The organism is Pseudomonas sp. GM102 (assembly GCF_000282555.1).
Lineage (GTDB): Bacteria > Pseudomonadota > Gammaproteobacteria > Pseudomonadales > Pseudomonadaceae > Aquipseudomonas.
Map to the genome: position 1 here is coordinate 1 of NZ_AKJB01000034.1, position 4,012 is coordinate 4,012.

Annotated in this window: 3 protein-coding genes; all 3 read left to right on the top strand. The window is 60.2% G+C overall.

The annotated features are described in order from the left end of the window. Positions 1-36: 36 nt before the first annotated feature. Complete coding sequence (locus PMI18_RS22580; RefSeq protein WP_007897185.1) at positions 37-858, top strand: TIM barrel protein; 822 nt, start codon at positions 37-39, stop codon at positions 856-858. A 129-nt stretch (positions 859-987) separates the two neighbouring features. After that, positions 988-2,919 carry a 3D-(3,5/4)-trihydroxycyclohexane-1,2-dione acylhydrolase (decyclizing) gene (gene iolD, locus PMI18_RS22575; RefSeq protein ID WP_007897188.1) on the top strand — a complete coding sequence of 644 codons (1,932 nt, stop codon included), beginning with the start codon at positions 988-990 and terminating at the stop codon, positions 2,917-2,919. A 32-nt stretch (positions 2,920-2,951) separates the two neighbouring features. Beyond that, positions 2,952-3,977 carry a Gfo/Idh/MocA family protein gene (locus tag PMI18_RS22570; protein ID WP_007897190.1) on the top strand — a complete coding sequence of 342 codons (1,026 nt, stop codon included), beginning with the start codon at positions 2,952-2,954 and terminating at the stop codon, positions 3,975-3,977. The last annotated feature ends 35 nt before the right edge of the window (positions 3,978-4,012 follow it).

Below are 4,012 nucleotides of genomic sequence, written 5' to 3' on the forward strand. Positions count from 1 at the left end.
AGCCAAATAATTCACTTGTGCGGAGAACAACAAAAAATGAGCAAACCCCTGCGTTTCGCCCTGAATCGTATGGTCGCCCCACGTTTGTCCCTGCCCGCGTTCATCGAGTTGGCGGTGACCCTCAAGGCCGACGCCATCGAGATCCGCAACGACCTCAAGGGTGTCGAGATCGAGGACGGCACCGCGCCCGAACATGTGCGTGAGCTGTGCGCGGCCAAAGGCATCACCGTGCTGTCGATCAACGCGCTGTATCCGTTCGATGTCTGGAATGACGAGCGCCGTGCACACGCTCTGAAGCTCGCCGCTTATGCCCGTGATTGCGGCGCGCAGGGTTTGGTGATGTGCCCATTGAACGACCGTGCCGATCCACGAACCGAGGCGCAGCGTGCTTCCGGGCTACGCACGGCGTTGAGTGAACTGGCGCCGATCCTGCGCGATCACGGCATCCTCGGTTTCATCGAGCCGCTGGGTTTCGAAGAATGCTCACTGCGGCGCAAACGCACGGCGGTCGACGCGATCAAGGCCATCGGTGGGCTGGATGTGTTCCGTCTGGTGCATGACACCTTTCACCATCACTTGGCCTGCGAACATGAATTCTTCCCCGAGCTGACCGGGCTGGTGCACATCTCCGGCGTCGAAGATGCCGAGGCACCACTGGCGACCATCCGCGACGGCCACCGGGTGCTGGTGGGTGAGGGCGACATCCTCGGTAACGCGGCGCAGATCGAAACCTTGCTCGCGACCGGCTACAGCGGCTACCTGTCGTTCGAACCGTTCGCCGACAGCGTCCATGGCCTGGCGGATATCCAGACGGCGATTGGCGCGAGCATGGATCACCTGCAGAAATCCCTGAGTTGACATCTCCCCCTGTAGGAGCTGCCGAAGGCTGCGATCTCTTGATCTTGTTTTTAAAGATCAAGATCAAAAGATCGCAGCCTTCGGCAGCTCCTACAGGGGATCGGATTTGCATACAGAAAAGGTGCAAGCATGACCACAACAAGACTGACCATGGCCCAGGCCCTGGTGAAATTCCTCGATAACCAGTACATCGAGGTCGATGGGGTCCAGAGCAAATTCGTCGCCGGGATCTTTACCATTTTCGGCCACGGTAATGTGCTGGGTCTGGGGCAAGCCCTGGAACAGGACAGCGGCGACCTGATCGTCCATCAGGGCCGTAACGAGCAAGGCATGGCCCACGCCGCCATCGGTTTTGCCAAGCAACACCTGCGGCGCAAGATCTACGCCTGCTCTTCATCGGTAGGGCCGGGGGCGGCGAACATGCTGACCGCTGCCGCGACGGCCACTGCCAACCGCATCCCTTTGCTGCTGTTGCCCGGCGACGTCTACGCCTGCCGCCAACCCGACCCGGTGCTGCAACAGATCGAGCAATTCCACGACCTGAGCATCAGCACCAACGATGCCTTCAAGGCCGTGAGCAAATACTGGGACCGGATCAACCGTCCCGAGCAACTGATGACCGCGGCGATCCACGCCATGCGCGTGCTCACCGACCCCGCCGAAACCGGCGCGGTGACCCTGGCCTTGCCGCAAGACGTGCAGGCCGAGGCGTACGACTATCCCGATTACTTCCTGCAAAAACGCGTGCATCGCATCGAGCGCCGCCCGGCCACCGAGGCGATGCTCGGTGATGCCTTGGCACTGTTCAAAGGCAAGCGCAAGCCGCTGATCATCTGCGGCGGTGGGGTCAAATACTCCGGCGCCAATGCAGCGTTGCAGGCGTTTGCCGAGCGCTTCGATATTCCCTTTGCCGAAACCCAGGCCGGCAAGAGCGCGGTGGTGTCCAGCCATCCGCTGAACGTCGGCGGGATCGGCGAAACCGGTTGCCTGGCGGCGAACCTGCTGGCCAAGGATGCTGATTTGATCATCGGTGTCGGCACTCGCTACAGCGATTTCACCACCGCGTCGAAATCTTTGTTCAAGCACCCGGATGTGCAATTTCTCAACCTCAATATCAGCCCTTGCGATGCGCTGAAACTCGACGGCGTGCAACTGCTGGCAGACGCCAAAACCGGTCTGCAGGCACTGGCCGAAGTACTGGGTGATTACCGCTCGAGCTGGGGCGATCAACCCCGTCAGGCCAAGGCGCAACTGGATGAGGAAGTCGATCGCATTTATCAGGTCGAATACCAGGCCAAAGATTTCGTCCCGGAAATCAACGACCACATGGACCCGGCGGTACTGCGCGAATTCATCGAGCTGACCGGTTCCTGCCTGACCCAGAGCCGGGTGCTCGGCGTGCTCAATGAAACCCTGGCCGATGACGCCGTGATCGTCGCCGCCGCTGGCAGTTTGCCCGGTGACTTGCAGCGCAGCTGGCGCAGCAAGGGCGTGAACACCTACCACGTCGAGTACGGTTATTCGTGCATGGGTTACGAGGTGAACGCCGCACTGGGCGTGAAGCTCGCCGAGCCGGAGCGTGAGGTTTATGCACTGGTGGGCGACGGCTCCTACATGATGCTGCACTCGGAACTGGCGACCTCGATCCAGGAGCGACGCAAGATCAACGTGGTGCTGCTGGACAATATGACCTTCGGCTGCATCAACAACTTGCAAATGGAACACGGCATGGACAGCTTCGGCACCGAGTTCCGTTTTCGCAACCCGGAAACCGGCAAGCTCGATGGCGGTTTCGTGCCGGTGGATTTCGCCATGAGCGCGGCGGCTTACGGCTGCAAGACTTACAAGGTGAACACGGTTGAAGAGCTGCGAGCCGCGTTGGCCGATGCGCGTTTGCAGACAGTGTCGACGCTGATCGATATCAAGGTTTTGCCCAAGACGATGATTCACAAATACCTGTCGTGGTGGCGGGTCGGCGTGGCGCAAGTCTCCACCAGCGCCCGCACCGATGCGGTGGCCAAGACCCTCAACGAACGACTGGCCAAGGCCCGTCAATACTGATTGCCCTGAAACGAACAAACAGGAGTGTTTATATGTCTTCGCTTTCAAATTCGTTGCGCATTGGCGTCATCGGCACCGGGGCCATCGGCCAGGACCATATCCGTCGTTGCAGCCAGACCTTGCTCAACAGCCAGGTCGTCGCGGTCACCGACATCAATTTGCAGCAAGCGGCCAAGGTCGTTTCCGATCTGAAACTGACTGCCGAGGTCTATCCCGACGGTCATGCGCTGATCAAGGCACCGGAAGTCGACGCGATCCTCGTGACTTCCTGGGGCCCGAGCCACGAAGAATTTGTACTGGCAGCGATTGCCGCCGGCAAACCGGTGTTCTGCGAGAAACCGCTGGCGGTCACTGCCGAAGGCTGCCGCAAGATCGTCGAGGCCGAAGTGGCCCACGGCAAGCGGCTGGTGCAGGTCGGTTTCATGCGCCCGTACGATGAAGGGTATCGGGCGTTGAAAGCAGTGATCGACAGCGGCCAGATCGGCGAGCCGTTGATGCTGCATTGCGCTCACCGTAACCCGACCGTAGGTGAAAACTACAAGACCGACATGGCGATCACCGACACGCTGATCCATGAGCTGGACGTGTTGCGTTGGTTGCTCGATGACGATTATGTGTCGGTGCAAGTGGTGTTCCCGCGCAAGACCAGCAAGGCCCACACCCATTTGAAAGACCCGCAGATCGTGCTGCTGGAAACCGCCAAGGGCACGCGCATCGATGTGGAAGTGTTCGTTAATTGCCAATACGGCTACGACATCCAGTGCGAAGTGGTGGGGGAGACCGGCATCGCCAAACTGCCGGAGCCGTCGCAGGTTCAATTGCGCAGCGGGGCGAAGCTGTCGAATGCGATTCTGATGGATTGGAAGGATCGTTTCATCGCCGCGTATGACGTCGAATTGCAGGCGTTTATCGATGGCGTGCGGGCCGGGCAGGTCGGCGGGCCGTCGGCATGGGATGGTTTCGCCGCCGCCGTCGCAGCAGACGCGTGCATCGAAGCGCAGAACAGCGGCCAGATCGTAAAAGTCGGCCTGCCAGACCGCCCCCGTTTCTACGGCTAACCCAAAATCCCCTGTAACTGATCGTTCCCACGCTC

What these genes read in the sequence shown, in the direction of transcription:
- PMI18_RS22570 (WP_007897190.1), top strand. Translation starts at nt 2,952, where the DNA reads ATGTCTTCGCTTTCAAATTCGTTGCGCATTGGCGTCATCGGCACCGGG.
- iolD (WP_007897188.1), top strand. Translation starts at nt 988, where the DNA reads ATGACCACAACAAGACTGACCATGGCCCAGGCCCTGGTGAAATTCCTC.
- PMI18_RS22580 (WP_007897185.1), top strand. Translation starts at nt 37, where the DNA reads ATGAGCAAACCCCTGCGTTTCGCCCTGAATCGTATGGTCGCCCCACGT.